The following is a 24,386-nucleotide window of genomic DNA, read 5'->3' as shown; positions in this document are numbered from 1 at the left end:
GCACGTCGTACGGGCCGGCGATTCCGGCGAACGCTGCGTGATGGTCCTGTCGGACTCGCTCGCCTATTACGGGCCGACGGGCGGGTTGCCGTCGGACGATCCGCGGATCTGGCCGTCGCTGGTCGGTTCCGATCTGGGGATGCCGGTGCGGCTCTTCGGCCGGATCGGATGGACCAGCCGGGACGTGTGGTGGGCGCTGACCCAGGACCCGAACATCTGGGCCACGGTCCCGCTCGCCGACGTCGTCGTTCTCGCGTTCGGCGGCATGGATTCCCTGCCGTCGCCGTTGCCGACCGCGTTGCGCGAGCAGATCCGCTATGTGCGGCCGAGCCGGCTGCGCCAGCTGGTGCGTGCGGCGTACTCGTGGGTGCAGCCGCGCGGGTCGAGGCTGGGGTGGCCGCTGGCGCTGCCGCCGAAGGTGACGGTGGAGTACCTGGAGAAGATCCGCGGCGCGCTGACCCAGCTGCGGCCGGACCTGTCGATCGTCGTGTGCCTGCCGCCGACGCACGACAGCCCCTACTACGGCCACGTGCACTCCGGGCGGATTCCCACGACGGCCGCGATCGCCCGATGGGCGGACGCGCACGACCTGCCGGTGGTCGACTTCTATCCGGTCACCCGGGACGCGTTCGGCGACCCGGACACCGAGATGAACCCCGACGGCATCCACTGGGGTTTCGAGTGTCACCGGCGGATCGCCGACGAAGTGGTGCCGGTCGTCGAGGCGCTCAGGACCGGCGGGGCCGGGACGCAGGAGGCCAGGGCCGAGTAGGTCCGGGCCCGCAGATGGTCCCGGAAGCGGGGTCGTTCGTGGAGAACCGATGTGATGCGGCTGCGTGGAACCGGTTAAGTTAGACGGGTGCCTGTCGTCGTCGTCACAGATTCGTCGTCTCGGCTGCCGGAGTCGGTGGCCGCGCACTACGGGATCCGTCAGGTGCCACTGCACGTGTCGTATGACGACAAGGACTATCGCGAGGGCATCGACCCCATCCCGGAGAACCTGTCCTCGACTCCCGGGGTGACGACGTCGGGCGCCAATCCTGCGGAGCTGACCGAGTACTTCGAATCCGCGCTCGAGGCCAGTGAGGGCGACGGTGTGGTCGCGGTTCATCTGTCCCGGAAACTGTCGGGTACGTGGAGCTCGGCGCGGCTGGCGGCGGAGAGGTTCTCCGGCCAGGTCCGCATCGTCGATTCCCGATCCGTCGGTCTCGCAGTCGGTTTCACCGCCATCGCGGCGGCACAGGCCGCAGCCGCCGGCGCCGACCGCGACCGTGTCTACGAGTCCGCGATCCGTCAGGCCGCCACCGTCGACTCCCTGCTCGCCGTGCAGCAGCTCGACAACCTGCGTCAGAGCGGCCGGATCAGTGCCGCGGGCAAGCTGTTCGGGTCGGCACTGTCGATCAAGCCGATCCTGCACATGGTCGACGGCACGCTGCAGTTGCGGGAGCGCCACCGCACCTACTCCAAGGCGCTGGACAAGATGGTCGACGCCGCGGTCGAGTGCGCCGGCGGGCGGGCGGTCACGGTCGGCATCCAGCATTGCGAGAGTCCGGTCGTCGCCGAGGAGCTCCTCGAGACCCTCCGCGGTCGATTGCGGATGGTCACCTCGGAGCTGGTCGTCGAGCTCGGGCCGATCCTCGGTCCTCATGTCGGCCCGGGAGCGGTGGGCGTCGTCATCGCCTCGCACCTCGATCCGATCGAGGGGATCGAGGCGCGCTGAGGCGTGGGGGACGGCCGTCGTGCTCCTGGCGGCGCTCGTCCGGAGGGCCGAGGACATGGCGCGACGGACATCCCCGGAATCCGGGGCGAAGCTGATCATCGCCCGCTGCGATGACGATCCGGAGAAGGAGTTGCCGGCGGGATCGGCGCCAGACGAGCGGACTGCCGGCGAGATCACCGATCGGATCGGTCCGACCGGGTCGAATGCCGGACCGAGAGATTCACCGTTCGGGACCTGCCGGGGGACGGCGTGACGTCGAGGACGTTGCGCCTCGCGGCGACCGGTTCGAGAGACTGCGGATTGTCCGATGCGTCCCAACGGAATTCACTGCTCCGGACGCGATCTTCGCCGAGCGTCTGAACGCGGTGGCGTCTGTCGTCGACCACGTGCCCGAGCGCGGCTCGCGGATCGGAGTGGACGTGGACGTGCCGGAGTTGCCGGTGCCGTGGGCCGATCCGGTGGCGCTCGACGGCACCCGTCTGCCCGACTGACTCCCGGCTGTTCACAACCCCGCACCGTCCCCAGATATCCCGGGGCCCGCTCCACCGGGCCGGTGCGGGGAGGTCAGCGGGCCTATCGTCGTGCGGCATGAGCACAGCAGGGCGACCCAACCCACTGGACCGTCTCGGACCGGTCGATATGCCCGTGCGGCCGTGCGACGGAGAATCGGCCAGGGAGCCGGAATCGTCTGAAGGTGTCGGCAACGGCTCGGGCGCAGGGCCGGCCGACGAGGCCGATCACCCGGGCTGGGGGATCGGCGCGATGCCCACCTGGCTGGCACCCGAACCCGGCAGAGAAGACCGGTCGACGCACCACCGGTCGGAGGGTCCGCGGTCGGCGGAGCCGGCACGTGGTGGGTTCGGGCGCCGGCGTAGCCGATTCGACGACGTCCTCGACGCGGATGACGAAGAACGGGAAGGATTCTGGGACGATGAGGACCCGGTGCCCCGTCGGCGGTTCGCGATCGCGCCGCCCGGAGCCCTCGCACTCATCGCGGTCGGGGTGATCGCCTGTGCTGTGGCTGCTTTCGGACTCTTCCGGGGATCGGACCCCGCGCCTGTCGTGGATTTCGGTGCACCCGCGGGTGGTTCGGCCTCGGCGGCACCGGGTGCGACGACGGTTCCGGGTGCCACGACGGAACCGAGCGGCCCGTCCTCGCCGCAACCGGGTACGACGCCGGGCGAGATCGTGGTGAGCGTCGTCGGCCTGGTCAACGACGCCGGCCTCGTGCGGTTGCCGTCCGGCGCACGGGTCGCCGACGCGATCGAGAAGGCCGGTGGCACGCGCAAGGGCGCAGATCTGTTGTCACTCAACCTCGCTCAGGTCCTTCGCGACGGTGATCAGATCCTGGTCGGATATGCGGGCGGTCAAGGCCAGATGTCGTTGAAGAGCGCGGTCGTCGGTGCGTCGGGGAGCAGTGGTGGGTCCACGGAGCCGGCAGGGGCTCCGGACGGCCCCGCGGCGGAGGCGGGTTCGCGGGACGGCGGCGGGAAGGTCAATCTGAACACCGCCACCGAGGCAGAGCTCGACACGCTGCCCGGCATCGGCCCGGTGACCGCGAAGGCGATCATCGACTGGCGGCAGCGCAACGGACGCTTCACCTCTGTCGATCAACTCGCCGAGGTCGACGGCATCGGCGCAGCACGGCTGGCCAAACTGCGCGACCGCGTGACGGTCTGAGCGATGGACTTCCGGCTTCTCGTGCCGGCGGTGGTGGTGTGGGCGTCGACGATATGTGGACTGGTGGCCCCGCTCGGCGTCACCATCGGTCTCGCGGCCGCCTCCGGCACGGTCGCCGTCGTGCTCGGAATCGCCTGTGCGCGTAGTCGAATGCCCTGGGACATCGTCGGTCTCGGGATCATCGCGACAGGTCTCGCGTGCGCGTGCGCGGCGTCGATGGCGATTCGGCAGGACGCGCGGGCCGACCACCCGCTCGCACACCTCTCGGGAAAACAGACCGTCGTGATGACCTTGCGCGGTGACCCGACGCCCACAGGCCCTGCGCGACAGGGACGCATCAGGGTGCGGGTGGACGTCGAGCAGATCGGTCGGTATCCGGTGTCGTCGGCCTCGGCGGAGCTGCGTGGTTCGGCACAGGCGTGGTCGGGGTTGCTCCCCGGACAGCGGGTGACCGCCGTCGTGCGAGTGCGTCCGCCGCCGGATCGCTCGTTGCTCGTCGCGTCACTGACCGCGCAGGCACCGAAGCCGGTCGGCGGGCCTCCCGCGTACCAGCACGCGGCCGGCGCGATTCGGCAGCGCCTGCACCTCGTGGCGGCCCGTGCGTTGGGGCCGGAAGCCGCGGGTCTGCTTCCCGGGCTCGTCCTCGGTGACGAGTCCGGCCTCGACGAGGACCTGCGTGACGATTTCCGCGCGGCGGGGCTCAGTCATCTGACGGCGGTGTCGGGAGCCAACTTCGCGATCGTCTGTGGGGCCGCACTACTGCTCGTCCGGAGCATCGGGGTGGGGCCGCGATCGTCGGCGGTGATCGGCTTGGTGGTGATCGCCGGTTTCACGATGCTGGTGCGACCGACCCCCAGCGTCGTTCGTGCCGCCCTCATGGGCGGGGTCGGGGTCATGGCGTTGTTCGCCTCCCGGCGGGCTCAGTCGTTTCCGGCTCTCGGTGCCGCGGTCATCGGCGGGCTGCTGTGGTGGCCGGAACTGGCCCTGCAGCCCGGCTTCGCGCTGTCGGTGGCGGCGACGTGCGGGATCGTGCTGTGGGCGCCGCGCATCCGGGACCGTTTGAGACGCTGGCGATGTCCGGCGGGTCTCGCCGAGGCGGTCGCGATGGCGGTGACCGCCCAGATCGTCACCGCGCCGATCCTGGTGCTGGTGACGGGGCGGATCTCGGTCGTGGGCGTCGTCGCGAACCTGCTCGTCGCCCCGGTGGTCGCGGTCATCAGCGTCCTCGGGACGGTGGCCGCGCTCATCGGCGCGATCGGTCCGCCCGACGGAGTGTGTGCGGGTATCGCCGAGTTCCTCGTCCGAGCCCTCGGCCCGGAACTGTGGTGGATGGTCTGGTGTGCTCGGACCCTCGGTGGAGTCGGGTGGGCGAGTGTGGACGTGCCGTGGCCGGGCTGATCCGGACGCCTGGACCGGGAGGCGCCCCGGAAGACCACCCACGAAGGCTGAGCGGATGACGATATGTCGCCGGCGGCGTGCTGGAGGGTGCATCTCGGGGTGCATCCCGGCGAGGAAGCGACGGGGACTCTCCCCTCGGTCTCATGTGCGTCGCTGTCCGCCCCATCTGGCACGATGAGCACGTGACCGATCGCCTGCACCTGCTTCTCGGAGACGACGACTTCCTGACCGGCCGGGTGATCTCGAAGGTCGTCGAGGAGACGTCCAGGGAAGCCGGGACCCAGGTCCCGGTGACCCGCGTGCGCGCCGGTGACGTCAGCGAGGGCGAGCTCGCCGAGCTGCTGAGCCCGTCGCTGTTCGCGGAGGAACGCATCGTCGTGGTCGAGGCCGCTGCCGAAGCGGGCAAGGAGCCGGCGGCGCTCATCACCGCTACCGCGAAGTCACTGCCCGACGGGATCACCCTGATGGTGATCCACACCGGCGGCGGCCGCGCGAAGTCGATGGTGGCTGCGCTGAAGAAGGCCGGTGCCGTCGAACACGAGACCGCGACACCGAAGTGGCCGTCGGACCGGATGACCTTCGTCCGCAACGAATTCCGGTCTCTCGGGGTCAAGGCGAGCGCAGACGTCGTCGAACAGGTCGTGGAGTCGGTGGGTTCTGAACTCCGGGAGCTCGCCGCCGCGTGTGCTCAGCTCGTCGCCGACACCGGCGGCAAGGTCACCGTCGAGACGGTGCAGCTCTACTACCAGGGCCGGCCGGAGGTGACCGGCTTCGAGATCGCCGACAAGGCCGTCAACGGGGACCGCGCCGGCGCGTTGGAGGCCCTCGAGTGGGCCATGCACCACGGCGTGCCGCGCGTGCTGCTGGCCGACGCGCTCGCCGAGGCGGTCCACTCGATCGCGCGTGTCCGGCCGATGGGCGGCATCGATCCGTACAGCGCGGCGTCGGAGCTGGGCATGCCCCCGAACCGCGTCAAGAGCGTCCAGGCCAAGGCCAAGGCGTGGGACTCCGAATCGATCGCGCGCGCCATCGGTGTGGTCGCCAAGCTCAACGGCGACGTAAAGGGGCAGGCGGCCGACGCCGACTACGCGCTCGCGCACGCGGTCGCCGCGGTGGCCGAACTGCGGCCGGACGGGCGACGGAGACTGTAGGGGAGCGGCGGGACCGGAGCACGGGCGCCGCGCTGCGTCGTCGCCTGCTCGGCCGGTGGCCGGGTCGGTGAACCCCGGCTCGTCGTCGCAATCACGCCGACCCCACCGACGACGATCACCCCGGCAACCGCGTGGATGCTGCCGGGGTGAACGCGAGTATGAACATGTGACGGCGCGGCGTGCCGTGGTCGGCCCGAGGGCCGAGGGGTGTCAGCCGAGCTTGTTGACCGCGAGCGCGATGGCCGACTTCTTGTTGGCGGCCTGGTTGGCGTGGATGACGCCCTTGCTGGCGGCCTTGTCCAGCTTGCGGCTGGCGAAGCGGCCGAGCTCGATGGCCTTGTCCTTGTCACCGGCGTCGACGGCCTCACGGAAGTGGCGGATCGAGGTACGCAGCTCCGACTTCACCGACTGGTTGCGCTGCCGGTTCTTCTCGTTGGTGCGGTTGCGCTTGATCTGGGACTTGATGTTCGCCACGCGTGTTACCTCTGTCGTTGCTGGTGGATATGTCTGTCTGTTCGGTTCGGGCGGCGCGCCGGCAGACCCGGGCTCACCCGCGCGGCGATCGGCTCGTGAAGCAACTTCACGGCGTCACCGCAACAGCGGACAACATTACCAGCCGGGTTCATCGAGCCCAAAATCCGGCGGGGCGCCCGAGGACGCCGATAAGAATCATCGTGCGCAAAAGTCTAGGCTCGAGACATCATGTCCGTTGTCTATGTACACATCGGTCTGCCCAAGACCGGTACCACGCACCTGCAGGATCGGCTCTGGCGCAACCGCGACCTGGCGTTACAGACGTCGGGTCTGCTGTACCCGGGCAACGTCATCTCCGATCACTTCCACGCCGCGGTCCATCTGCAGCCCGAGCGCTATCTGGACTGGGCCGATCCGGCGTTCGCCGGCGTCTGGCCGACGCTCGTCAAACAGATGAGGGCCTGGCCCCAGACCTCGCTGATCTCGCACGAGCTGTTCTCCACCGCCACGTCCGAGCACATCGAGAAACTCCTCGACGATCTGTCCTTCGCCGACGAGGTGCACGTGATCGCCACGGTGCGCGATCTCGCCCGCCAGCTGCCGTCGGTGTGGCAGGAGAACGTCAAGAACCAGCGTCGCGCGTCGTTTGACGAGTTCGTCGACTCGGTGGCGTTCGCCGCGGAATCCAACGCCGTCGGCGGCGCCGACCCCGATCGGGTGGGTGAACCCGTCGTCGAGGACGAGCCGTTCTGGGAGTTCCAGGACCACGTCGGCATCCTGTCGCGCTGGGCGCGGTTCGTCGGGCCAGAGCGGGTGCACGTCGTGACCGTGCCGCGCACCCGGACGAAGGGCGACGGTCTGTGGGAGCGGTTCCTCGCCGCGATGAACGTCGACCCCGTGCCCCTCACTATCCCGGTGCCCAGCCTGAACAGCTCGCTGTCGGCGGCGCAGGCGGAATTCCTGCGTCACCTCAACCAGCGGCTGCAGCCCGACACCATCGAGTGGCGGCGCTACGAGCGCATCATCAAGGGGCAGGTGATCGGCGAGATCCTCTTCGAGGCCGAATCCGGCCCGCCGCAGGGGCTGAGCGTCAAGCACCGGCAGTGGGCCGCCGGCCTGGCCACGGAGATGGTGGAGGCCATCCGCGACGCGGGCTACGACGTGACCGGCGATCTCGCCGACCTCCGCGTGTCCGCAGACGGGGCCGACGACGACGTGCCGATGCCGACCGACGGCCAGGTCCTCGACGTCGCGCTCGACACCATGGCCGAGATGATCCTCGCCGCTCCGTTGCCGAAGGTCGGGCCGCCGCTGAAGACGCGGGCCGCCAACGTCGTGCGCCGGGTGCGCCGCCGGGCGCTCGCGGTGCGGCGTTCGGCCTGAACGCAACGGTGGGGCAGTGGTGTGTACGACATGTCTGCCGACAATCGTGCCGATTCCGCCGACATGGGGCACCATGACAATTCATGACCCCCGCATCGACAAGCGCGCCCGCCAAGAAGGCGGCGCGTAAGGCCGCATCCGCGAAGACCAGCTCGTCGAGCACATCAGGGAAGTCGACGTCGACGCGCTCGGGTACGGCCAAGGGTGCGGGATCGGGCAGGTCGGCGAAGTCGGGCGCCGACAGTTTCACCGGCAACTTCGCGGGGTACTCAAAAGGCCCTTACGGCAAGGCATATGACGAGATGTTCGACGCGTCGGGCGAGGTCCGCCCGCCGTACCGGGGCATCTACAAGGCCTTCGCCGACGAGGAGCAGTCCGACGTCGTGGAGGCGCGCGTCGAGGCGCTCGGGCGGGCCTACCTCGACCAGGGCGTCACGTTCTCGTTGTCGGGCCAGGAACGTCCGTTCCCATTGGACATTGTGCCGCGCGTGATTTCGGCCGCCGAGTGGAACAAGCTCGAGGCCGGCATCACCCAGCGCGTGCAGGCGCTCGAGTTGTTCCTCGACGACATCTACGGCGAGCAGGAGATCCTGCGCGACGGGGTGCTGCCCAAACGTCTCGTTCACTCGTGCGAGCACTTCCATCGGCAGGCCGCAAACATCAGGCCGCCCAACGGTGTTCGCATCCACGTCGCCGGCATCGACCTGATCCGCGACGAGAACGGCGACTTCCGGGTGCTCGAGGACAACCTGCGTTCGCCGTCGGGTGTTTCCTACGTCCTCGAGAACCGTCGCGCGATGTCGCGCGTGTTCCCGGACCTGTTCGCCAAGCACCGGGTGCGCGCGGTCGCCGACTACCCGAGTCACCTGCTGTGTGCGCTCCGTGCGTCGGCGGCCTTCAACGAGGCCGACCCGACCGTCGTCGTGCTGACCCCGGGTGTCGCGAACTCGGCGTACTTCGAGCACTCGCTGCTCGCACGCCTGATGGGCGTCGAGCTCGTCGAGGGGCGAGACCTCTTCTGCCGCGACAACGTGGTCTACATGCGGACCACCGAGGGCGAGCAGCGCGTCGACGTCATCTACCGGCGCATCGACGACGACTTCCTCGATCCGCTGCAGTTCCGGCCGGATTCGATGCTCGGCGTCGCCGGCCTGCTGAACGCGGCCCGCGCCGGCAACGTGGTCATCTCCAGCGCCGTCGGCAACGGCGTGGGCGACGACAAGCTCATCTACACCTACGTGCCCGAGATCATCGAGTACTACCTCGGCGAGAAACCGAGCCTGCAGAACGTCGACACCCTGCGCTGCTGGTTGCCCGACGAATGCGAGGAGGTCCTCGACCGCATCGACGAGCTCGTCGTCAAACCCGTCGAGGGATCGGGCGGATACGGGATCGTGTTCGGGCCCGAGTCCACGAAGGCCGAACTCGACGCGCTGGCGCGCAAGGTGCGCAACGACCCGCGCGGATGGATCGCCCAGCCGGTCGTGCAGCTGTCGACGGTGCCCACCAAGGTCGACGACGTGATCCGGCCGCGGCACGTCGACCTGCGACCGTTCGCGGTCAACGACGGCGAGAAGGTGTGGGTGCTGCCCGGCGGCCTCACCCGCGTCGCGTTGCCCGAGGGATCGCTCGTCGTGAACTCCAGCCAGGGCGGCGGCTCCAAAGACACCTGGGTGCTCGCCGGCCGCAGCTCCGCGGCCGAGCGCGAGCTGTCCGGCACCAAGGTGGTCACCTCCAGCGGGGTCGCGGCGGCCCGCCCCGCGGACAGCGCGCCCGATCCGGTTCACACCCAGACCCAGCAGCAACAGCAACAGCAACAGGGCGCCGACGAACACGTGCAGGGTGGTGATGCCCGATGATGCTGGCGCGCAACGCCGAATCGCTCTACTGGATCGGCCGCTACGTCGAGCGGGCCGACGACATGGCCCGCATCCTCGACGTCGCGATCCACCAGCTGCTCGAGGACACCACCGTCGACGTCGACCAGCAGGCCCGCCTCGTGATCCAGGTGCTGGGCCTCGTCGCGCCCGACACCGACTCCGAGCTCGACGTCTGGTCGCTCACCGAACGCGTCGCCTATGACGCCGACACCCGGGGGTCGATCGTCGACCTGATCCGCGCGGCGCGTGAAAATGCGCGTGGCGCAAGGGAAGTCACGTCCAGTGAGTTGTGGGAGTGTCTGAACACCACCTACAACGGCCTCGACGCGGCCGAACGCCGGGCGCGCCGCCTGGGCCCGCACGAGTTCCTCTCGTACATCAAGAACCGCGCCGCGATGTTCGCCGGACTCGCCGACGCCACGCTCAGCCACGACGACGGCTACCGGTACCTGCTGCTCGGGCGCTCGGTGGAGCGCGTGGACATGACGATCCGCATGCTGCTGTCGCGCGCGGGCGATCGCACGTCGTCCCCGGCGTGGGTCAACGTGCTGGTCTCCGCGGGCGGGCACGACACCTTCTTGCGCACCTACCGCGGCGTGCTCGACGCGGAGAACATCGTCGAGTTCATGCTCCTCGACCGGCTGTTCCCGCGGTCGATCTTCCACGCGCTCAGCGTCGCCGAACACAATCTCGGCCAGCTCGAGAAGGGGTCGAGCCGCGTCGGTGCCCGTGCGGAGGCGCAACGCCTGCTCGGTCGGGCCCGGAGCTCGCTGGAGTTCCTCGAACCCGGGGAGCTGCTCGACGGCCTGCAGGACCGCCTCGTCGACCTGCAGGACACCTGCCGCGCGGTCAACGAGGCGGTCACCAACCAGTACTTCCATGTGTCGCCGTACGTCGCGTGGGCCGACGCGCGGGTCAGCGATGGCCATGTGATCGAGGAGAGTGAACTGTGAGCTGGCGTCTACGCGTCGTCCATTCCACGGGGTTCGCGTACGACGGCCCGGTGACGTCGTCGTACAACGAGGCCCGACTCACACCGCGCAGTGACGCCCGCCAGAACGTCATCGTCAACCGTGTGGAGACGGTGCCCGCCACGCGTGCCTACCGCTACACCGACTACTGGGGCACCGCGGTCACCGCCTTCGACCTCCACGCGCCGCACGACGAGCTCGAGGTGACGGGCATGTCGGTGGTGGAGACCGAGCCCGGGCCGCGCGTGCCCGAGGACGAGCTGGCCACGTGGGACGACCTCAACAGCGAAGAGGTCAAGGACCGCTACGACGAGATGCTGTCGTACACCGAGTACGTCCCGAGGAACCGGCAGCTCATCGCGGCGGCCAAGCGGGTGGCCAAGGGGCTGACCCCGGAGGAGACGGTCGAGGCGGTCGCCCGGTACGTCCACGAGGAGATGGAGTACGTGCCGGGTACGACCGGCGTGCACACCACCGCCGTCGACGCCTGGAACGAGCGCAAGGGCGTCTGCCAGGACTACGCGCATCTGACGCTGGTGATGCTCCGCGGGCTGGGGATCCCGGCGCGATACGTCTCCGGGTACCTGCACCCGAGGCCCGACGCCAAGATCGACAAGACCGTCCAGGGCCAGAGTCACGCGTGGATCGAGGCGTGGACCGGCGGCTGGTGGGACATCGACCCCACGAACAACACGCCGATCACCGAACAGCACGTGTCGGTGGGCATCGGTCGCGACTACGCCGACGTGTCGCCGCTGAAAGGCGTCTACACCGGTGGCAAGGCCAAGGACCTAGACGTGATCGTGGAGATCACGCGACTGGCCTAGTCTCGGTGCCGGCCCTCAGCGCCAGCCGTACCGCGCCCGCAGCTCGACGGCGATCGCGTCGAACCGCTTGCGGTCGAGGATGGCGCCCTCGCGGCGGATGCCGTCGGCGTCGACGACCAGGACGCGGTCGAGGCGGACGAAGCTCGGCCGGTTCTGCGAGTCCCACGTGCCCGTCCCGATGGCGAGCCAGTTGGCGTCGTCGCGGTGGTGGTCCTTGCTGGAGAGCATGAGTCCGAGGACGTCGTCGGCGGTCTCGGCGTTGGCGTCGCGGCCGACCACGAGCACCGGGCGATCCTTGCCCTGATCGGGGTCGTCCTCGTAGGCGACCCAGGTCCACACGATCTCGCCGGGGTCGGCGTCGCCGTCGAGGTCGGGGGTGTAACTGATCGTGCGGGCGACGTCTGCGGTCGGACGCAGACGTGGCTCGATGCGGCGTGTCGTCACGCGCCCGATTCTCGCATCAGGAACTCGTCCACGGCGTCGGCGGTCAGCGCCGGCGTCGGCTTCCTCTTCGGGTTGAGGTCGTGGCCGACCTTCTCGACGTCGACGATGCGCGTCGGCGCGGGGATCAGTGCGATCGCCTCGGCCATCTCCGCGGAGGTGCCGAACGGGTCGGTGCTGCCGTGCACGACGAGGGTCGGCACGGTGATCGAGGGCAGGTGCTCGGTGCGCAGCCGGTCGGGCTTGCCCGGCGGGTGCAGCGGATAGGACGTCAGCAGCAGGCCGTCGGCGAGTGCGGAACCGTCCTCGGCGACCGCCGTCGACGCCTGCCGCCCGCCGTAGGAGTGCCCGCCGACGAACAGCGGGCCGTCGGACTCGACCCGGAAGAACGCGCAGGCCGCGCGGATGCCGTCGCGGTCGGCGGGCGAGGTCGACGGACTCGGCGGCCCCTTCGGGCGGCGCCGGCGGTAGGGGAGGTCGATGCGCGCGACGACGTACCCGCGGGCCGAGAGCTCGTCGGCGAGCGCCCGCATGATGACGGTGTCGCGGTTGCCGCCCGCGCCGTGCGCGAGGACGATCGTCGCGCGCGGCGTACCGGCCGGGTGGTGCACGGCGGCGGCGACGTCGTCGGTCTCGACGATCGAGACGGCCACCTCGGGACTGTTCGGTGAGTCGGCTGACACGGCTGTCACGGTAGCGCCTCGGCGCGAGCGGCGGCGCTCATGAGAACATGGTGGTCAACGCCCGTGTCCGTCCTACCCCGTGTCGTCCCAGAGGAGTAGTTCCCATTCCCAGCTTCGCCGACAAGACCTTCACCGACCCGGCGCGTATCCGGAACTTCTGCATCATCGCCCACATCGACCACGGCAAGTCGACGTTGGCGGACCGGATGCTGCAGCTCACCGGTGTCGTGGAGGAGCGCCAGATGCGCGCGCAGTACCTCGACCGCATGGACATCGAGCGCGAGCGCGGCATCACCATCAAGGCCCAGAACGTCCGTCTTCCCTGGCAGGTGGACGGTGAGGACTACGTCCTGCACCTCATCGACACCCCCGGGCACGTCGACTTCACCTACGAGGTCTCGCGCGCCCTGGAGGCGTGTGAGGGCGCGATCCTGCTCGTCGACGCCGCGCAGGGCATCGAGGCGCAGACGCTCGCCAACCTGTACCTGGCGATGGAGAACGACCTCACCATCATCCCGGTGCTGAACAAGATCGACCTGCCCGCGGCCGATCCCGACCGCTACGCCGCCGAGCTCGCCCACATCGTGGGCTGTGAGCCGGAGGACGTGCTGCGCGTGTCGGGCAAGACCGGCGTCGGCGTGCGCGAACTGCTCGACGAGGTGATCCGCCTCGTGCCGCCGCCCGTCGGCGATCCCGACGCCCCGCTGCGCGCGATGATCTTCGACTCCGTCTACGACACCTACCGCGGCGTGGTCACCTACATCCGCGTCGTCGACGGCAAGATCGTGCCGCGCGAGAAGATCCAGATGATGTCTACCGGCGCCACCCACGAGCTGCTCGAGGTGGGCATCGTCTCGCCGGAACCGAAGGCGTCCGCCGGCCTCGGCGTGGGCGAGGTCGGTTACCTCATCACCGGCGTGAAGGACGTGCGCCAGTCGAAGGTCGGCGACACCGTCACCAGCGCCCGCAACGGCGCGAGCGAAGCGCTCACCGGCTACCGCGAGCCGCGGCCGATGGTCTACTCCGGCCTCTACCCGGTGGACGGCTCGGATTACCCGGTGCTGCGCGAGGCACTGGAGAAGCTGCAGCTCAACGACGCCGCGCTCACCTTCGAGCCGGAGACCTCGGTGGCCCTCGGCTTCGGCTTCCGCTGCGGCTTCCTCGGTCTGCTGCACATGGAGATCACCCGCGAGCGACTCGAGCGGGAGTTCAACCTCGATCTCATCTCGACCGCGCCCAACGTGGTCTACCGCGTGGTGATGGACGACGGCTCCGAGCACATCGTCACCAACCCGTCCGACTGGCCCGAGGGCAAGACCCGCCACATCTACGAGCCCGTCGTGAAGACCACCATCATCGCGCCGAGCGAGTTCATCGGCGCGATCATGGAACTCTGCCAGTCGCGGCGCGGCGACCTCGGCGGCATGGACTACCTGTCGGAGACCCGCGTCGAGCTGCGGTACACGATGCCGCTGGCCGAGATCATCTTCGACTTCTTCGACTCGCTGAAGTCGCGTACCCGCGGCTACGCCAGCCTCGACTACGAGGAGGCCGGCGAGCAGGAGGCCGACCTGGTCAAGGTCGACATCCTGCTGCAGGGCGAGGCCGTCGACGCGTTCAGCGCGATCGTCCACAAGGACGCCGCCTACGCCTACGGCAACAAGATGGCGCTCAAGCTCAAGGAGCTCATCCCGCGCCAGCAGTTCGAGGTGCCGGTGCAGGCGGCGATCGGCTCGAAGATCATCGCGCGCGAGAACATCCGCGCGATCCGCAAGGACGTGCTCGCCAAGTGCTACGGCGGTGACATCAGCCGAAAGCGCAAGCTGCTCGAGAAGCAGAAGGAAGGCAAGAAGCGGATGAAGACGATCGGCCGCGTCGACGTCCCGCAGGAGGCCTTCGTGGCGGCACTGTCCACAGATGCGATGGGCGACAAGCCAAAAGGGAAGTGATGGCGAGAGGGGACGGCATGGCAGGGCAGGACGGCTCGACCAATCCGGTACTGGCACACAGCGATCTGCCCTACGGACTACCCGACTTCGCGTCGATCTCCGACGACGACTTCCTGCCCGCGTTCACCGCGGCCATGGAATCGCACCTCGCCGAGGTCGAGGCCATCGCGGCGAACGAGGACCCGCCGACCTTCGGCAACACCGTCGAGGCGCTGGAGTTGTCCGGGCGTGACCTCGCGCGCGCGTCGGGCATCTTCTTCAACCTCGTCGGCCCCGACACCAACCCGAGGCGCAACGAGATCTCCCAGGAGCTCTCGACGCGGCTGACCGACCACGCGAACACCATCGCGATGCATCCGGTGCTGTTCGCGCGCATCAAGGACCTCGCCGAGCGCGCGGACGAGCTCGACCTGACCGAGCCGCAGCGCCGCCTCCTCGACAAGCGGTACCGCGAGGCGGTGCGCGCGGGCGCCGGACTCGGCGAGGCCGAACAGGAGGAGATGCGCGCGATCGCGTCCCGCCTCGCCTATCTCACGACGACGTTCTCGCAGAAGATCCTCGACGACACCAACGACTCGGCGGTGTTCGTCGCCGACGAGTCCGACCTCGACGGGCTGTCCGCGGGGCAGATCGCCGCCGCGCGACGGGCCGCGGCAGAGGCCGGGCACGAGACCGGGTATCTGATCGCCCTGGAACTGCCCACGAGTCAGTCGGTGCTCGCCGAACTCACGAATCCGCAGGTGCGGCAGAAGGTCTTCGACGCCTCGGTCAACCGGTGCTCCCGTGGCAACGAGCACGACACCCGCGAGCTCGTCCTCGAGATCGTGCGACTTCGGGCCCGGCGGGCCGAGCTGCTCGGCTACCGCGACCACGCGGAATACGTCATCGCCGAGCAGACCGCCCCCGACCCGTCCGCGGTCGACGACTTCCTGCGCGAGCTCAACGCGTCGGCGACGCGCGCCGGCGGCCGGGAACTGACGCGGCTCAGCGAGTTCGCCGGCGACGCCGAGATCGGTCCGGCCGACCTGACCTTCTGGCTCGAACGCGAGAAGAAGGCGACGGCAACGGTCCCGCTCGACGGATTCGCCGACTACTGCGAACTCGACACCGTGCTGACCCGCGGCGTGTTCTACGCGGCGAACAAGCTCTACGGCCTGCAGTTCGTCGAGCTGACCGGGTTGCCCGTCTACCACCCCGACGTGCGGGTGTGGGAGGTCCGCGACGACTCGGGGGTCGGCATCGGCCTGTACCTCGGCGACTACTTCGCGCGTCCGTCGAAACGCGGCGGCGCGTGGATGAACAACATCGTCGACCAGTCGAGCAAGCTCGGCGACCGGCCGATCATCGTCAACGTCCTCAACGTGCCCAAGCCCGACGAGGGACAGCCGTGCCTGCTCTCGATCGACCAGCTGACCACGCTGTTCCACGAGTTCGGGCACACCCTGCACGGGCTGCTGTCGTCGGTGGACTACCCGTCGCAGTCGGGCACGTCGGTGCCGCGCGACTTCGTCGAGTTCCCGTCGCAGGTCAACGAGATGTGGGCGCTGCACCCGGATGTGCTGGCCAATTATGCGATCCACCACCGGACCGGGGAGCCCATCCCGGCCGAACTGGCCGCCGCCGCACGGGAATCGGCGGGCACCGAGTCCGCGCACGCCACCATCGAGTACCTCGCCGCCGCGTCGCTCGACCTCGCCTGGCACCGCCTGACGCCCGCCGAGGCGCAGGCCGTCACCGATGTCGAGGCGTTCGAGGCGAAGGCACTCGCCGACGCGGGACTCAAGACCGAACTCATCCCGCCGCGCTACCGCAGCGCCTACTTCAATCACATCTTCGGCGGCGGCTACTCGGCCGGGTACTACAGCTACATCTGGTCGGAGGTGCTCGACGCCGAGACCGAGCAGTGGTTCCTCGCCGAGGGCGGCCTCGAGCGGGAGAACGGTCGACGCTTCGCCGAGGCGACCCTGTCGCGCGGTGACAGCGTCGACCCGCTGGCCGCGCACGAGAAGCTGATCGGGCGCAAGCCGCAGATCGACCCGCTGCTGCGTCGTCGGGGACTGGCGGCCTGAGACGTGAAGGCCGAACCCAGGGATCTGACGCGCTTCGCGCTGCTCAGCATCGTGACCGCCGTCGCGGTCTTCGCGCTCAAAGTCGTCGCGTGGTGGGTGACCGGATCGGTCGGCCTGCTCTCCGACGCACTGGAGTCCATCGTCAACGTCGTCGCCGCGGTCGCCGCCTTCGTGGCGCTGCGGGTGGCGGCGAAACCGCCCGACAGCGGACACAACTTCGGGCACACCAAGGCCGAGTACTTCTCCGCGGTGTTCGAGGGCGTGCTGATCGTCGTCGCGGCCGTCATCATCGTCGTCTCGGCCGTCGACCGGTTGCTGCATCCTCGCGAACTCGAGTCCGTCGGACTCGGTCTCGGGATCTCGATCGCGGCGACCGTCCTCAACGGCGCCGTCGGCCTGTTCCTCATCGCCGTCGGCCGCCGGCATCGGTCTCTCACGCTCGAGGCCGACGGCAAGCACCTGATGACCGACGTCGCCACGACGATCGGCGTCGTCATCGCGGTGTTCCTGGTTGCGTGGACCGGCTGGCTTCCCCTCGACCCGATCATCGCCATCGCGGTTGCCGTCAACATCATGGTCGTGGGTTTCGGGCTCGTGAAGCGGTCGGGAGCCGGCCTCATGGATTCGGCCCTGCCCGACGAGCAGTTGGAGGCGATCGAGGCGGTGCTCGATCGTCACCGGGCCGACGGCATCGTCTTCCACGACATCCGAACCCGCGAGGCCGGGCATCAGCGGTTCGTCCAGTTGCACATGCTCGTCCCGGGGGACTGGTCGGTGCAGCGGGCGCACGACCTCGCCGAGGAGGTCGAGGGCGAGTTGCACGACGCGGTCGCGGACCTGAGCATCACCACCCACATCGAGCCGGTCGGCGACCCCCGCGCCTACGAGGAGTGGCGGCTCGACTAGGCCCTCCGGCGGGGTTTGAATCCGGCTGATTTCAACCGTTGCACGGTTTCGGAAGAGGATTCTCGGGTCGTCTCGACGCATCGCGGAGCGGAGCGGGGGAACGGGGCCGGAGGCCCGCTCGCGCGGTCCGGTCCCGGGTCGGCGGGTCTGGGCGTCCGGTGCGGTGACCGGGCGTTCTCGCTGGCCACAGGCCTGCCCGATCCATCGGTGGGCTGCGGCGGATCGTAGACGACGATTTCGCTCCGCGTGGGCCGATTGCGTCGGCGGGCAACCGATGCCCGCACCCTCCCGACCGGAGAGGCGCCCACCGGACCGCGGTCCGCGCGCGCAGCGGTGCGAACCGGCTGCGGGCGCGACTTCGCCCCCTGCCAGAGCCGCTTGCAGGTTGCTAGCGTAAACCGGTCCTCGCCGGTCACAGCGTTGTCGCGACCGGCCCTGCGAAGAGAGTCCTGGAGGAATCCGTGAGCGCTGGCTCCGTCAAACGACGCGGCACTGGCGTGCTGGTGAGTCTGTTGGCACTGGCGATGGTGCTCGTCTCCGGATGTGGCGGCGGATCGACCGACGAACCCGGCGGGGTGGACATCTCCAGCGGAGACCGTCACCTCGACCTCGTCGCCTACGCCGTCCCGAAGATCGGGTTCGACGAGATCATCCCGGCCTTCCGCGCGACCCCCGAGGGCGAGGGCGTCGGATTCTCCGCGTCGTACGGCGCGTCCGGCGACCAGTCCCGCAAGGTGGCCCGCCGCGTCCCCGCCGATGTCGTGAACTTCTCCGTCGAGCCCGACATCACGCGGCTCGTGAAGGCCGGCCTCGTCGACGAGGACTGGAAAGAGCAGGCCCCCAACAACAGCACGCCGTTCGGTTCGGTCGTCGCGCTGGTGGTCCGCAAGGGCAACCCGAAGAACATCCGCGACTGGGACGACCTGCTCAAGCCCGGCGTCCAGGTGGTCACCCCGAACCCGGGCAGCTCCGGCTCGGCCAAGTGGAACCTGCTCGCGCCGTTCTCGGCGGTCAGCGACGGCGGCCGGAACCTGCAGGCCGGCCTCGACTACGTCGCCGAGCTCATCCGCGATCACGTGAAGGTGGTCCCGAAGTCGGGTCGCGAGGCGACCACGGCCTTCGAACAGGGACAGGGCGACGTGCTGATCAGCTACGAGAACGAGGCGATCATGCTCGACAAGGCCAACGCGGGCAAGAACCCGAACAGCCAGGTCGAGTATGTGATTCCGCCGCAGACCTTCAAGATCGAGAACCCGGTCGCGGTGGTGAACACCACCAAGGATCTCCCGGCCGCCCGGTCCTTCGTGGACTTCCTGTTCACCCCGGAAGCGCAGCGGATCTGGGCGGCAACGGGATTCCGCCCCGTCGACCCCGTGGTCATCGAGGAGACCAGGGACCTCTTCCCGGGCGACATCGCGAAGCTGTGGACGATCGCCGAGATCGGGAAGATCCTCGGCGAGGGCACCGCCGAGGAGAACGACGGCAAGAACCTGACCGGATGGAAGGCCGTCGACGAGGTGCTGTTCGGCAAGAAGGGCGCCATCACCAAGATCTACGACTCAGGGGGTAAGCAGTGACGACGGTGGACTCGGTCGACGCACCGGCCCCGGACGATCCGCAGGCCGTGTCCGGCTCGCGACCGCCCGGCGGGTTCCTGGGGCGCTCGCGGACCTTCGCCGGGGTGAGCCCGATGACCGTCGGCGTCGCCTGGCTGTGGCTGAGCGTCATCGTGCTGCTGCCGCTCGCCGCGATCACGGTGCAGTCCTTCGAGGACGGCTGGAGCGGCTTCTGGGACGCGGTGACCGCGCCCGCCGCCGTCGACGCACTGTGGATCACCGTCCTCGTCTCGGTGATCGCGGCGCTCATCAACGTCGTCTTCGGCACGCTGATCGCGTGGGTCCTGGTCCGTGACGACTTCCCCGGCAAGGGGTTCGTCAACGCCATCATCGACCTGCCGTTCGCACTGCCCACGATCGTCGCGAGCCTCGTGCTGCTGTCGCTGTACGGCCCGAACAGCCCGGTCGACATCCACCTCAACGCGACCAAGCCCGCGCTGGTGATCGCACTGACCTTCGTCACGCTCCCGTTCGTGGTGCGGCAGGTGCAGCCGGTGCTCCTCGAGCTCGACGTCGACGTGGAGGAGGCCGCGGCGGTGCTCGGCGCCAACAACCTCACGATCTTCCGCCGGATCATCCTGCCCGCGCTGCTGCCGGCGATCCTGACCGGTGCGGGCCTCGCGTTCACCCGCGCCATCGGCGAGTTCGGCTCGGTGGTGCTCATCGGCGGCAACATCCCGGGTGACACACAGGTGGCGTCGCAGTACATCCAGCAGCAGATCGAGATCGACGCGCCGGTCAACGCCGCCGCGATCTCGGTGGTGCTGCTGTTGATCGCCTTCGTGACGCTGCTCATCCTGCGCATCGTCGGCCGGTGGCAGTCCAAGCGGGAGGACGCGGATCGATGAAGGTCTCCCGACTCACCCGCTACGGGCTGCGGACCGTCGCCCTCGTCTACCTGTTCGTCCTGCTGATCGTCCCCGTGGGCACGATCTTCTACCGCTCCTTCGAACACGGCATCGTCCAGTTCTGGGAGTGGATCACCACGCCCGCGGCGATCTCGGCACTGCAGCTGAGCCTGCTGATCGTCGTGATCGTCGTGCCGCTCAACGTCATCTTCGGCGTCATCACGGCACTTGCCCTGGCGCGCGGGCGTTTTCCGGGCAAGGGGCTGTTGCAGGCGGTCGTCGACCTGCCGTTCGCGGTGTCGCCCGTGGTCGCCGGCGTCGCCCTGATCCTGCTGTGGGGCTACGGCGGCTGGTTCGGCGGCATCGAGAGTCTCGGGTTCCGGATCATCTTCGGGTTCCCCGGTCTGGTGCTCGCCACGCTGTTCGTCACGTTGCCGTTCGTCGCCCGCGAGGTCGAGCCCGTCCTCCGCGAGATCGGCACCGAGCAGGAGGAGGCCGCCGCCACCCTGGGCGCCAGTTCGTGGCAGGTGTTCTGGCGCGTCACGCTGCCGGCGATCCGCTGGGGCCTCACCTACGGCATCGTGCTGACCGTCGCCCGCGCGCTCGGCGAGTACGGCGCGGTGACCATGGTGTCGTCGAACTTCCCGGGCGTCTCGCAGACCCTCACCCTGTTGGTCAACTCGCGTTACACCGACGACTACAACGAGTTCGGCGCCTATGCGGCCGCGACGCTGCTGATGTTCGTCGCGATCCTCGTGCTGGTCGCGATGTCGCTCATCGAGCGCCGCGCCAAGTCACGCCTGGCCGAGGCGAGCGAGTCCACCTCGGGCGAGGTCGAGATCGTCGAACCCGAACTCACCCCGCCGCACGGACCGGAATCCGTCGACGCCAAGCAGATCGTCCACTCTCATGCCCATCCCACGGAAGGCGAGTGACATGTCCATCAAGGTCATCGGCGCCAACAAACGCTACGGCGACTTCGCCGCTCTCGACGACGTCTCCATCGACATCCCGGACGGTCAGCTGACCTCCCTGCTGGGCCCGTCGGGTTCGGGCAAGTCGACGCTGCTGCGCGCGATCGCCGGACTCGACACCCTCGACTCGGGCACCGTGATCATCAACGACACCGACGTGTCGAAGAAGTCGCCGCAGAAGCGCGACATCGGCTTCGTGTTCCAGCACTACGCCGCGTTCAAGCACCTGACCGTGCGCGAGAACATCGCCTTCGGGCTCAAGATCCGCAAGCGGCCCAAGAAGGAGGTCGACGCCAAGGTCGACCAGCTGCTCGAGGTGGTCGGCCTGACCGTCTTCCAGAAGCGGTTCCCGGCGCAGCTGTCCGGCGGGCAACGCCAGCGCATGGCGCTTGCGCGCGCACTCGCCGTCGACCCGAAGGTGCTCCTGCTCGACGAGCCGTTCGGCGCGCTCGACGCGAAGGTGCGCGACGACCTGCGGCGGTGGCTGCGTCGCCTGCACGACGAGGTGCACGTCACCACGGTGCTGGTCACCCACGACCAGCAGGAGGCGCTCGACGTCAGCGACCGGATCGCCGTGTTGAACAAGGGACGCATCGAGCAGGTCGGCACCCCCGACGACCTCTACGACCGTCCCGCCAACGAGTTCGTGGCGTCGTTCCTGGGCTCCACGGTGCGCCTCAACGGAGAACTGGTGCGCCCTCACGACATCCGGATCGGACGCACCCCGGAGATGGCGTCGCCGACCACCGATCCGAACCTCGACGTGGGCATCATCCGCGCCACCGTGCAGCGCGTGGTCAACCTCGGCTTCGAGACCCGCGTCGAACTCGTCTCGGCGTCGACCGGCGAGGAGTTCGCCGCGCAGATCACCCGCGGCGACCAGAACGCGCTGAACCTTCAGCCCGGCGAGACCGTGTACGCGCGGGCCACCAAGGTCGCCGCGCTCGACGGGGTCTGAGCACCGGCGTTCCGCCGGACCGAGAACCGGATTCCGTCGGTCCAGGTTGCCCGCCGGTCAGTGATTGGCCGGCTGGAACGTCGCCTGGTGCTCGGCCTCCTCGGCGCGGATGACGTGCATGACCGCGTTGATCAGCGCCAGGTGGGTGAACGCCTGCGGGAAGTTGCCCAGGTGCTGGCCGGTCTTGGCGTCGATCTCCTCCGCGTAGAGCTTGAGCGGACTCGAGTAGGACAGCAGGCGCTCGCACAGCGCCTTGGCGCGCGGCAGCTCACCGATCTCCACCAGCGCCGACACCAGCCAGAACGAGCAGATGGTGAACGTGCCCTCCTCGCCGGTGAGGCCGTCGTCGGTCTCTTCGACCCGGTAGCGCAGCACCAGGCCGTTCTCGGTGAGCTCGTCGGCGATCGCGAGAACCGTTGCGCGGACGCGATGATCGTCCGGCGGCAGGAACCGCAGCAGCGGCACCAGCAGCAGTGAGGCGTCCAGCGCGTCGTCGCCGTAGCGCTGGGTGAACACGCCGCGGTCGTTGACGCCGTGGGCGAGGACGTCGGCCTTGATCTCGTCGGCGATCGCCGACCACTCCCGGGCGTGCTTGGCCTCGCCGTGCATCATGGCCAGCCGCGCACCGCGGTCGAGCGCCACCCAGCACATCACCTTCGACGAGGTGAAGTGCTGCGGCTCGCCGCGGACCTCCCAGATGCCGCGGTCGGGTTCGCGCCAGTGTTCGATGGCCTCCTCGACCTGGGCCTTGAGTACCGGCCAGAGCGTCTCGGAGACGGCCTCGTGGGACTTGATGTGGAGGTACACCGAATCCAGCATCGTGCCCCAGATGTCGTGCTGCCGTTGGTTGTACGCGCCGTTGCCGATGCGGACCGGCCGGGCGCCGCCGTATCCGGACAGGTGGGTGAGCTCCTCCTCCTCGAGGGTGCGCTCCCCGCCGACGCCGTACATCACCTGCAGCGGATGGCGTTCCCCGTTGTTGATGCCCGAGACGTCGGCGATGAAGGAGAAGAAGTCGTCGGCCTCGCGGTCGAGGCCGAGGGTGTAGAGACCCCAGAGCGCGAAGGTCGAGTCGCGCACCCACGCGTACCGGTAATCCCAGTTGCGCTCTCCCTGCGGCGTTTCCGGCAGGGAGGTGGTCGCGGCGGCGAGCAGCGCGCCGGTCGGGGAGTAGGTGAGCCCCTTGAGGGTCAGCGCCGACCGCTGCAGGTGGCTGCGCCACGGGTGATCGGGGAAGGAGCCGATGTTGATCCACTGCCGCCACGCCTCACTGGTGGTCCACATCTTGTGGGCGGCCTCCTCCCAGTTCTGCGGCGCCGGATGACGCGACCAGCTGAGGGCGACGAAGCGGTTGTCGCCCTCGACGAGGCGTGTGCGTGCGCGGGCCTCGCGGCCCTCGAGTCCCAGACGGAGGTCGGTGGTGAGCTTCAGGGTGGGGGTGTCGGCGTCGGTGTCGTGGGCGGTTGCGACGGCCTCGCCGTAGGCGGGGCCGGTGTACTCCCAGCGGGTGGTGCCGCGGTGGTAGTCGAACGCCGGCTCGCAGCTCATGTGGAGTTCGACCGTTCCCGACACGCAGCGAACCGTCCGCAGCAGGACGTGCTCGGCGTCCCAGTCGGTGGGGGTGCGGCGGTGGGTGCGCGAGCGGCGCTCGGTGTCGTGCCACGGTCCCATGACGAGGGCGTCGCGCACGATGATCCAGCCCGTGTCGGTCTGCCACGTGGTCTCGACCATCAGGCTGCCCGGGAGGTACCGGCGATCGACCGGGACGTTGACGCCGTACGGTGCCAGCCGGAAATGGCCCGCGCTGCGGTCGAGGACCGCGCCGAACACGCTCGGCGAGTCCGGGCGCGGGATACACATCCACTCCACCGAGCCGTTGCGCGCGATGAGGCAGTTGGTCTCGGTGTCGGACAGGAACGCGTAGTCGCCGATGGGAGGGAAGGCGCTGCGATGCGACGGCGCGGTCGGCGGGATCGGCGCGGCATCGGTGACTCGGCGCACGTCCTGGTCGGCGTCGTCGGCCCGGTGGCCGGCGGCGGTCGGCAGGGGCGTTACGGTGGAGTCATCTGCGGCAGACATGGCAACTATCATTGCCACGGGCGCTGTCCGACGCCACTCGGTTCACCGGACCGAGACGCGGATGATCCGAATCGGATGGACGGGGAGATGACGTGACGGCGTTCTTCAACTGGTGGGACGGCGTGGAGGAGTGGCTGACCGGCCTGTCCTTCGTGCCGCAGCTGCTGGTGACGGTCGTCGTGGTGATCCCGGTGGCCGTGCTGATCGCCTACGTGCTCAACTTCCTCGTGGACCTCGCGGCCGACATCCTCGACCGCCGCCGCTTCGCCGACGACGATGGGACCGGACTGTGAAACTGATGCGCTCGCCGGTCACGGTGGCCCTGCTCGCGTTGCTGATCCTCGTGGTCATCGCCTGGCTCGTGACGATGTGAGGTCTC

Annotated in this window: 22 protein-coding genes; 18 read left to right on the top strand and 4 right to left on the bottom strand. The window is 69.1% G+C overall.

What is annotated here, in order from left to right; all coding sequences use genetic code 11:
• Window positions 1-40 precede the first annotated feature (40 nt).
• The 6 genes from octT to holA all read left to right on the top strand — a co-directional run bounded on the left by octT (window position 41) and on the right by holA (window position 5,949).
• On the top strand, window positions 41-772 hold the full coding sequence (gene octT / locus GP2_RS07165; protein WP_083900210.1) for a diglucosylglycerate octanoyltransferase: 732 nt from the start codon (window positions 41-43) through the stop codon (window positions 770-772).
• 87 nt (window positions 773-859) lie between these two features.
• Window positions 860-1,720, top strand: coding sequence for a DegV family protein (locus GP2_RS07160; RefSeq protein ID WP_006899820.1), 861 nt, complete (start codon window positions 860-862; stop codon window positions 1,718-1,720).
• A 365-nt stretch (window positions 1,721-2,085) separates the two neighbouring features.
• Entirely contained in the window at window positions 2,086-2,211 is a 126-nt protein-coding gene (locus tag GP2_RS22070) for a hypothetical protein (RefSeq protein WP_255218595.1), read from the top strand.
• A gap of 97 nt (window positions 2,212-2,308) precedes the next feature.
• Window positions 2,309-3,400, top strand: coding sequence for a ComEA family DNA-binding protein (locus tag GP2_RS07150; RefSeq protein WP_040526587.1), 1,092 nt, complete (start codon window positions 2,309-2,311; stop codon window positions 3,398-3,400).
• 3 nt (window positions 3,401-3,403) lie between these two features.
• Window positions 3,404-4,798 carry a ComEC/Rec2 family competence protein gene (locus GP2_RS07145; RefSeq protein WP_006899817.1) on the top strand — a complete coding sequence of 465 codons (1,395 nt, stop codon included), beginning with the start codon at window positions 3,404-3,406 and terminating at the stop codon, window positions 4,796-4,798.
• Between the two features lie 182 nt (window positions 4,799-4,980).
• The gene (gene holA / locus GP2_RS07140) at window positions 4,981-5,949 is read left to right on the top strand and encodes a DNA polymerase III subunit delta (protein WP_006899816.1); all 969 of its coding nucleotides are present in this window, start codon (window positions 4,981-4,983) and stop codon (window positions 5,947-5,949) included.
• Between the two features lie 210 nt (window positions 5,950-6,159).
• Here holA and rpsT read toward each other — a convergent pair whose 3' ends face one another.
• Complete coding sequence (gene rpsT, locus GP2_RS07135; protein WP_006899815.1) at window positions 6,160-6,423, bottom strand: 30S ribosomal protein S20; 264 nt, start codon at window positions 6,421-6,423, stop codon at window positions 6,160-6,162.
• Between the two features lie 228 nt (window positions 6,424-6,651).
• Between rpsT and GP2_RS07130 the strand changes: the two genes are divergently transcribed.
• From GP2_RS07130 to GP2_RS07115, 4 genes are all read left to right on the top strand, one after another.
• Entirely contained in the window at window positions 6,652-7,806 is a 1,155-nt protein-coding gene (locus GP2_RS07130; protein ID WP_006899814.1) for a hypothetical protein, read from the top strand.
• An 83-nt stretch (window positions 7,807-7,889) separates the two neighbouring features.
• Window positions 7,890-9,665 (top strand): circularly permuted type 2 ATP-grasp protein, encoded by a 1,776-nt coding sequence (locus GP2_RS07125; protein ID WP_006899813.1) that lies wholly within the window; start codon window positions 7,890-7,892, stop codon window positions 9,663-9,665.
• Window positions 9,662-10,639: an alpha-E domain-containing protein gene (locus tag GP2_RS07120; protein ID WP_006899812.1), complete on the top strand. Its 978-nt coding sequence runs from the start codon at window positions 9,662-9,664 to the stop codon at window positions 10,637-10,639. Before GP2_RS07125 ends, GP2_RS07120 begins: the two co-directional genes overlap by 4 nt.
• Window positions 10,636-11,484: a transglutaminase family protein gene (locus GP2_RS07115; protein ID WP_006899811.1), complete on the top strand. Its 849-nt coding sequence runs from the start codon at window positions 10,636-10,638 to the stop codon at window positions 11,482-11,484. The genes GP2_RS07120 and GP2_RS07115 overlap by 4 nt, the downstream gene beginning before the upstream one ends.
• A 15-nt stretch (window positions 11,485-11,499) precedes the next feature.
• Here GP2_RS07115 and GP2_RS07110 read toward each other — a convergent pair whose 3' ends face one another.
• Both GP2_RS07110 and GP2_RS07105 read right to left on the bottom strand, forming a co-directional pair.
• Window positions 11,500-11,928, bottom strand: coding sequence for a type II toxin-antitoxin system PemK/MazF family toxin (locus tag GP2_RS07110; RefSeq protein WP_006899810.1), 429 nt, complete (start codon window positions 11,926-11,928; stop codon window positions 11,500-11,502).
• The gene (locus tag GP2_RS07105) at window positions 11,925-12,617 is read right to left on the bottom strand and encodes an alpha/beta hydrolase family protein (RefSeq protein ID WP_174320704.1); all 693 of its coding nucleotides are present in this window, start codon (window positions 12,615-12,617) and stop codon (window positions 11,925-11,927) included. The genes GP2_RS07110 and GP2_RS07105 overlap by 4 nt, the downstream gene beginning before the upstream one ends.
• Before the next feature lie 38 nt (window positions 12,618-12,655).
• On the opposite strand from GP2_RS07105, the gene lepA reads away from it, so the two are divergent.
• The 7 genes from lepA (at window position 12,656) to GP2_RS07070 (ending at window position 21,928) form a co-directional block, all read left to right on the top strand.
• On the top strand, window positions 12,656-14,557 hold the full coding sequence (gene lepA / locus GP2_RS07100; RefSeq protein WP_006899808.1) for a translation elongation factor 4: 1,902 nt from the start codon (window positions 12,656-12,658) through the stop codon (window positions 14,555-14,557).
• Window positions 14,558-14,574: 17 nt separating this feature from the next.
• On the top strand, window positions 14,575-16,626 hold the full coding sequence (locus GP2_RS07095) for a M3 family metallopeptidase (RefSeq protein ID WP_040526586.1): 2,052 nt from the start codon (window positions 14,575-14,577) through the stop codon (window positions 16,624-16,626).
• A 3-nt stretch (window positions 16,627-16,629) separates the two neighbouring features.
• Complete coding sequence (locus GP2_RS07090; RefSeq protein WP_006899806.1) at window positions 16,630-17,532, top strand: cation diffusion facilitator family transporter; 903 nt, start codon at window positions 16,630-16,632, stop codon at window positions 17,530-17,532.
• Between the two features lie 461 nt (window positions 17,533-17,993).
• Window positions 17,994-19,109 (top strand): sulfate ABC transporter substrate-binding protein, encoded by a 1,116-nt coding sequence (locus GP2_RS07085; RefSeq protein ID WP_040526585.1) that lies wholly within the window; start codon window positions 17,994-17,996, stop codon window positions 19,107-19,109.
• A 5-nt stretch (window positions 19,110-19,114) separates the two neighbouring features.
• Entirely contained in the window at window positions 19,115-19,996 is an 882-nt protein-coding gene (cysT, locus tag GP2_RS07080; RefSeq protein ID WP_040526599.1) for a sulfate ABC transporter permease subunit CysT, read from the top strand.
• Complete coding sequence (gene cysW, locus GP2_RS07075) at window positions 19,993-20,931, top strand: sulfate ABC transporter permease subunit CysW (protein WP_006899803.1); 939 nt, start codon at window positions 19,993-19,995, stop codon at window positions 20,929-20,931. Before cysT ends, cysW begins: the two co-directional genes overlap by 4 nt.
• Before the next feature lies 1 nt (window position 20,932).
• Window positions 20,933-21,928 carry a sulfate/molybdate ABC transporter ATP-binding protein gene (locus tag GP2_RS07070; RefSeq protein ID WP_006899802.1) on the top strand — a complete coding sequence of 332 codons (996 nt, stop codon included), beginning with the start codon at window positions 20,933-20,935 and terminating at the stop codon, window positions 21,926-21,928.
• Window positions 21,929-21,985: 57 nt separating this feature from the next.
• On the opposite strand, the gene GP2_RS07065 is transcribed toward GP2_RS07070, so the two are convergent.
• The gene (locus GP2_RS07065) at window positions 21,986-24,007 is read right to left on the bottom strand and encodes a glycoside hydrolase family 15 protein (protein ID WP_006899801.1); all 2,022 of its coding nucleotides are present in this window, start codon (window positions 24,005-24,007) and stop codon (window positions 21,986-21,988) included.
• Between the two features lie 92 nt (window positions 24,008-24,099).
• Here GP2_RS07065 and GP2_RS07060 point away from each other — a divergent pair, with 92 nt between their 5' ends.
• The gene (locus GP2_RS07060; RefSeq protein ID WP_006899800.1) at window positions 24,100-24,300 is read left to right on the top strand and encodes a hypothetical protein; all 201 of its coding nucleotides are present in this window, start codon (window positions 24,100-24,102) and stop codon (window positions 24,298-24,300) included.
• The last annotated feature ends 86 nt before the right edge of the window (window positions 24,301-24,386 follow it).

The sequence above is a fragment of the Gordonia paraffinivorans NBRC 108238 genome (assembly GCF_000344155.1).
GTDB lineage: Bacteria > Actinomycetota > Actinomycetes > Mycobacteriales > Mycobacteriaceae > Gordonia > Gordonia paraffinivorans.
Note: the sequence above shows the minus strand (reverse complement) of the source record. Positions and strands in the feature narration are given on the sequence as shown.

Excerpts from the sequence above, each read along its gene's own strand:
- octT (WP_083900210.1), top strand. The coding sequence starts at position 41 with ATGGTCCTGTCGGACTCGCTCGCCTATTACGGGCCGACGGGCGGGTTG.
- GP2_RS07150 (WP_040526587.1), top strand. The coding sequence starts at position 2,309 with ATGAGCACAGCAGGGCGACCCAACCCACTGGACCGTCTCGGACCGGTC.
- GP2_RS07145 (WP_006899817.1), top strand. The coding sequence starts at position 3,404 with ATGGACTTCCGGCTTCTCGTGCCGGCGGTGGTGGTGTGGGCGTCGACG.
- GP2_RS07130 (WP_006899814.1), top strand. The coding sequence starts at position 6,652 with ATGTCCGTTGTCTATGTACACATCGGTCTGCCCAAGACCGGTACCACG.
- GP2_RS07125 (WP_006899813.1), top strand. The coding sequence starts at position 7,890 with ATGACCCCCGCATCGACAAGCGCGCCCGCCAAGAAGGCGGCGCGTAAG.
- GP2_RS07120 (WP_006899812.1), top strand. The coding sequence starts at position 9,662 with ATGATGCTGGCGCGCAACGCCGAATCGCTCTACTGGATCGGCCGCTAC.
- lepA (WP_006899808.1), top strand. The coding sequence starts at position 12,656 with ATGGTGGTCAACGCCCGTGTCCGTCCTACCCCGTGTCGTCCCAGAGGA.
- GP2_RS07095 (WP_040526586.1), top strand. The coding sequence starts at position 14,575 with ATGGCAGGGCAGGACGGCTCGACCAATCCGGTACTGGCACACAGCGAT.
- cysW (WP_006899803.1), top strand. The coding sequence starts at position 19,993 with ATGAAGGTCTCCCGACTCACCCGCTACGGGCTGCGGACCGTCGCCCTC.
- GP2_RS07070 (WP_006899802.1), top strand. The coding sequence starts at position 20,933 with ATGTCCATCAAGGTCATCGGCGCCAACAAACGCTACGGCGACTTCGCC.
- GP2_RS07065 (WP_006899801.1), bottom strand. The coding sequence starts at position 24,007 with ATGTCTGCCGCAGATGACTCCACCGTAACGCCCCTGCCGACCGCCGCC.